The organism is Anaeromusa sp. (genome assembly GCF_028691475.1).
Lineage (GTDB): Bacteria > Bacillota > Negativicutes > Anaeromusales > Anaeromusaceae > Anaeromusa.
On record NZ_JAQUZF010000120.1, the window covers coordinates 2,371 to 6,936 of the forward strand.

General features: G+C 52.5%; 6 protein-coding genes. 1 reads left to right on the top strand and 5 read right to left on the bottom strand.

The features are described 5' to 3' along the window. Window positions 1-49: 49 nt before the first annotated feature. The 4 genes from rpsR to PHF27_RS12325 form a co-directional block, all read right to left on the bottom strand. Window positions 50-280, bottom strand: a complete 231-nt coding sequence (gene rpsR, locus PHF27_RS12310; RefSeq protein WP_018701594.1) for a 30S ribosomal protein S18 — start codon at window positions 278-280, stop codon at window positions 50-52. A 14-nt stretch (window positions 281-294) separates the two neighbouring features. Further along, a complete protein-coding gene (locus PHF27_RS12315; protein ID WP_300070526.1) occupies window positions 295-726 on the bottom strand; it encodes a single-stranded DNA-binding protein in 432 nt (143 codons plus the stop codon). A gap of 15 nt (window positions 727-741) precedes the next feature. Continuing rightward, the gene (gene rpsF, locus PHF27_RS12320; RefSeq protein WP_300070528.1) at window positions 742-1,026 is read right to left on the bottom strand and encodes a 30S ribosomal protein S6; all 285 of its coding nucleotides are present in this window, start codon (window positions 1,024-1,026) and stop codon (window positions 742-744) included. A 137-nt stretch (window positions 1,027-1,163) separates the two neighbouring features. Next, window positions 1,164-2,216, bottom strand: a complete 1,053-nt coding sequence (locus tag PHF27_RS12325; RefSeq protein WP_300070531.1) for a mechanosensitive ion channel family protein — start codon at window positions 2,214-2,216, stop codon at window positions 1,164-1,166. A 95-nt stretch (window positions 2,217-2,311) separates the two neighbouring features. Here PHF27_RS12325 and PHF27_RS12330 point away from each other — a divergent pair, with 95 nt between their 5' ends. After that, window positions 2,312-2,485 carry a YjfB family protein gene (locus PHF27_RS12330; RefSeq protein WP_300070533.1) on the top strand — a complete coding sequence of 58 codons (174 nt, stop codon included), beginning with the start codon at window positions 2,312-2,314 and terminating at the stop codon, window positions 2,483-2,485. A gap of 194 nt (window positions 2,486-2,679) precedes the next feature. Here the strand turns inward: PHF27_RS12330 and PHF27_RS12335 are convergent. Beyond that, on the bottom strand, window positions 2,680-4,566 hold a 1,887-nt coding region (locus PHF27_RS12335), incomplete at its 5' end, for an ankyrin repeat domain-containing protein (RefSeq protein WP_300070536.1).

Below are 4,566 nucleotides of genomic sequence, written 5' to 3' on the forward strand. Positions count from 1 at the left end.
TAAAAAACCCGGCTGCGTAAACGCTGCCGGGTTTTCTTATAAGTAGTTCTTACTCCGCCGTGAAGGGCAACAGGACGATGTTACGCGCCCGTTTGATGGCCAAAGTCAGCTGACGCTGATGCTTGGCGCAGTTGCCGGAGATGCGGCGGGGAAGGATTTTGCCACGCTCGGTGGTATAGCGACGCAATTTCACGATATCTTTGTAATCGATGCTGGTCACTTTATCCACGCAGAAGCTGCAAATTTTCTTTTTCGGTTTTCTGCCTCTTTCCCGTCTCACTGCTGAAACCCCCTTTAAAATGGAATGTCTTCTTCAGGGATACTTGGCCCGAAGCCGAAGCCGTCTTGCTGATTGCTGCTTTGATTGTTTTGGCTGTTGCCAGCAGCGCTGCTTTCACCGGAAGTACCCGGTGCGCGGTTGCTGTCAAGAAATTCAATGTTTTGTGCGATAACTTCAGCGACGCGACGTTTCTGCCCATCCTGCGCTTCGTAAGAACGAATTTGCAGACGGCCTTCAACGAGGATACGACGGCCCTTGGTGAGATTGTTGCCACAGATTTCAGCCAGCTTCTCCCATGAAACGATGGGAATAAAGTCAGTGCTTTCTTGGCCTTGCCCAACCCGGCGGCTGACAGCCAGCGAGAATGTGGCGACGGCCTTGCCGGTAGCGGTATAACGCACTTCCGGATCCTGGGCGAGACGACCTACCAGTATCACCTTGTTCATGATGTTCCTCCTGGATTATGCCTCTTGCTTGACAATCATGTGCTTGATAACGTCTTCAGTAATCTTCAGTACACGATCGAGTTCAGCAACGACGGCGGGTTCTGCAGTGAAGTGGATCAGGCAGTAGAAACCTTCGAGATTCTTCTTCACTTCGTACGCCAGGCGTTTTTTACCCCAACGGTCAATTTTGACGACTTCACCACCGTTGTTCTTGATCAGGTTCTCGAACTTGGTAATGACAGCGTTGGTAGCTTCTTCTTCCTGCGACTTGATGATAAACATGACTTCGTACTTTCTCACGAAATCACCTCCTTTGGACTGATGGCCCCGCTTCAACGGAACGGAGCAGAAGGTTCAAGCGGCAACTGCCAACTTGACTTATCTAGTATAGCGCCTAGAAAAAGAAAATGCAAGGGCGAGATAAAACGCGCCTGCTGTTAATGATTCTTCAGATATACTTCCTGGGTAGGATAAGGAATGACAATGCCTTCCTGGCGGTAGCGCTTAATCAAGCGCTTAATTAAAGCGTGCCGTAAAGGGGAAAGCTCGCTGTACTCATGTACGGTAAAGATAATGTTGAAGGCGATGCCGGAATCGCCGAAGGTGTGGAAACGAATCAACGGTTCTTCTTGCGGCGGCGATTCCATGGTTTCGCGCAGCACAGCGTTGACTTCTTCCAGCGTGATTGCCTCGACTTGTTCCAGATTGCTGTCATAGGCGACAGAAGCGGGAATGACGACGGATAATTGGGGGCTGGGGAAGGAATAATTGGTAATAATGGATTGGGCGACTTTGACGTTGGGAATGATGACAGTCTGCTGACTGAGCGTGCGGATGGTGGTGCTGCGCCAGTTGATGTCGCTAATATGGCCCTCTTCCTTAGTGCTGAGGCAAATATAATCGCCAGGACGGAGTTGGCGGGAGAATAAAATGCTAAGACCGGCGAAGAGGTTGGCCAAGGTATCCTGAAGGGCCAGAGCCACGGCTAAGCCGCCGACGCCTAAGGCGGTGAGAATGGGCGTAATGGAAATACCCAATGATTCTAAGGTGATTAGGGCGCCGAGGAGGAATACGAACACTTCGGCAATCGTGACCAAGATGGAAGTGGTAGGTAGAATGGTTTGGGCGCGTTTAGCATACAGGGTGGCTAAACCGCCGACAATGCGGGCGGCTACTAACGTAGCGGAGAGCAAAACCAGGGCTAAAAGCGCACTGGCTAAAAACTGCTGGATATTCGTGGACAGCGATACGGTGCGTGTAGTCAGATAAATACCGCCCATGAGGGACCAGAGAATGGGGATGCCGCGAAAAGCATGGACAAAAAGCTCGTGGGCCTGCTCCATGGACTCGGAAAGAGGAATGGCGCGCAAGCGCTGCGATACCAAGCGGTTGAGCAAGATGCCCGTTAAAAGAGAAATAAGGATGATCGCTGCAGGCAGCATCCAAAGCTGCAGCGTATCCCAGCCGATAGGCAAAGTAATTGTGTTCATAATAAATAGCCTCCGAAAAAGACAGTGAATTTAAAGGGGTGATTATGGTATAATAAATAGTAGGAAGATGTTGTTGGACAGTAAGGAGGTGGCGAATGGATATCGCTCTTTTGTCCATGTCGATGAGTCAAAGTCGAGTTCAGGACCAAGTTGGAATTTCCATTATGAAAAAAGCCATGGATAATGGCACAGAACAGGCTGGCCGTGAATTGGATATGCTGATGCCGGCTATTCCTGGTCTGGGAGAAAACCTCGACATTCAAGCTTGAATATAGTTGCAATGTAACCCCTTGGCTTTTGCCAAGGGGTTTTCTTTTTTGCTAAATGATAGTGAACAAGAGAATCGGAGTCACGGGAGGGTACGTAGGAGAAGCGCTGAAAATTTCATTAAAAACATCATGCCCCGTAACCCTCGTGCGAGCCCTCCGTGACTCTCACGACTCTTGTTTACTCTCCCTATGCCTTACTGCTGCACGATGATGCGGCTGATTTTGAGGTTGTTAGGCAAGGTGTTTTCGGGGTTGCCTTGCAGCCACTCCGTGGGCAATGATTCGACAGAAACTCCAAGCTCAAAGAGAACATTAGTATCGCTGGCAGTAGCAAGGAACGAGCCGTCCATATAACGAATCGCTTTCAACGTATGGCTTTGGCGCAGCTCGCCTAGCGTGGAGCCGACGCCGATGTTTTTAGTGGTGCGGAACGTAGAGGAATAGACGTCGATGCTCAAAACGGAGCGGGAAGGACTGAGGGTGATAGAAAGCGCCGGGGTAGTATCGCGCGGGTCTGGATAGATATTCAAAATTTGATAGCGGCGATCACCGATGTAGATTTCATCGGGACTGATTTTGGCTTCCGGGTAGGCGCTGCGAATGCCAGCCAAGCCCAAGCCGATTTTTATGGGACCGGCTTGGCCGTTTGCCAAGAGCAATGACGGAGCAATTTGGCTGTCCGGTACGTTGGAGGGCTTCGCTGTTGCTAGTTCCGGAGGCGGGGCCGGCGGTGTTCCGGCGGCTGGACCTTCGTCCGGCGCATTGAGCGAACGAAGCCATTGCACAACAGCTCCTTGGTTGCGGTTGGCAGCTAAGCGCAAGGCGGTTTGACCTAATTTGTCTTTGCGGGATAGGTCGGCGCCGCGGTCAATTAAAAGACGCACGACATCAAGTCGGCCGGCTGCAGCCGCGCGCATAAGCGCGGTTTGTTTGTCTTTATCAATGGCATTTACATTGGCGCCGTGGTTCAACAAAAGTTCCACTGTCGCCAGGCGGCCCGATTCGGAGGCGGCAATCAGAGGTGTGTAGCCGTCAAAGGCGCGGAATACTTCCGGCGACATGCCTGCTTCTAGAAAAAGTCCGGCTACGGCCAAATTGCCGCGCTCTGCGTTTTCGACAAAGGATTGTTGACTGAAAGAGACGCCTTTTTGGGACAGCGCTTCCTTGGGCGCCAGCGTTGCGGCGTCATCCGGGCCGTGCTGCTTTACGCCTAAATAGTAGCCTGCGAGGACTACCAGCGGCAGTAAAAGCAAGGTTGTGGCCGCGATCGCCTTGAAGCTGAGCTTGCGGGCGCTTGTGTCGTCTTCTTCACCGGCGGAGATAGCGGTGGCTTTGCTCTTGGTTGGGGTTGCTTCTGGGGCTTCCGGCGCAGCAGCGCGTTTGCGAAAAGGCAGTTTTGCAAACTGTGCTTTAAGTAGAACTAAGAAGGCAGCGAAGCGTCCTGGGAGAGACGGAGTTGAGGATGACGTTTCCTCAACGGCCGCTTCAACAGCAGCGGCTGCTGCGTCGGGCAAGATAGGCACTGGTTGAGTATCATCCAGTTTAGGCGTCGCTTCGGCAGTCGCTTCTTGCTCTGATTGATCGAGCGGCCCCAAATCGGAAAGAAGCTTTTCAATTTCGTCTTGGGACATGCTTTTTCCGGTTTCTGGATCTGTTGATGAAGGCTCTGTAGGTAGTGCTGCCTCGGGGACGGACGTTTCGTTTTCTGCTTCAGGACCTGCCGGAGTTTCTGCTTTTTCTTCATTATCTTGCATAGAGGCCAAGAGTGCTGCAATGTCGTCTTGGTTCATCTTGGCGTTTGGGTCAGCTGGAGGTGCGGCAGGAGGCGCTTCGGTTGCAGCTTCTGCGACAGGAGGTTCTTCCTCTTTTTCCGGTTCACCTTGCATGGAGGCCAAGAGCGCCGCGATGTCGTCCTGGCTCATTTGGGCGTTCGGATCGGCTGACGGTGCAGCAGGAGTCGCTTCGGGCGCAGCTTCTGCGACAGGAGGCTCTTCCGCTTTCTCCGGCTCGCCTTGCATGGACGCAAAGAGAGCGGCGATATCGTCCGGGTTCATCTTGGCGTTCGGATCGGCTGCTGGTTC

Excerpts from the sequence above, each read along its gene's own strand:
- PHF27_RS12315 (WP_300070526.1), bottom strand. The coding sequence starts at position 726 with ATGAACAAGGTGATACTGGTAGGTCGTCTCGCCCAGGATCCGGAAGTG.
- PHF27_RS12325 (WP_300070531.1), bottom strand. The coding sequence starts at position 2,216 with ATGAACACAATTACTTTGCCTATCGGCTGGGATACGCTGCAGCTTTGG.
- PHF27_RS12330 (WP_300070533.1), top strand. The coding sequence starts at position 2,312 with ATGGATATCGCTCTTTTGTCCATGTCGATGAGTCAAAGTCGAGTTCAG.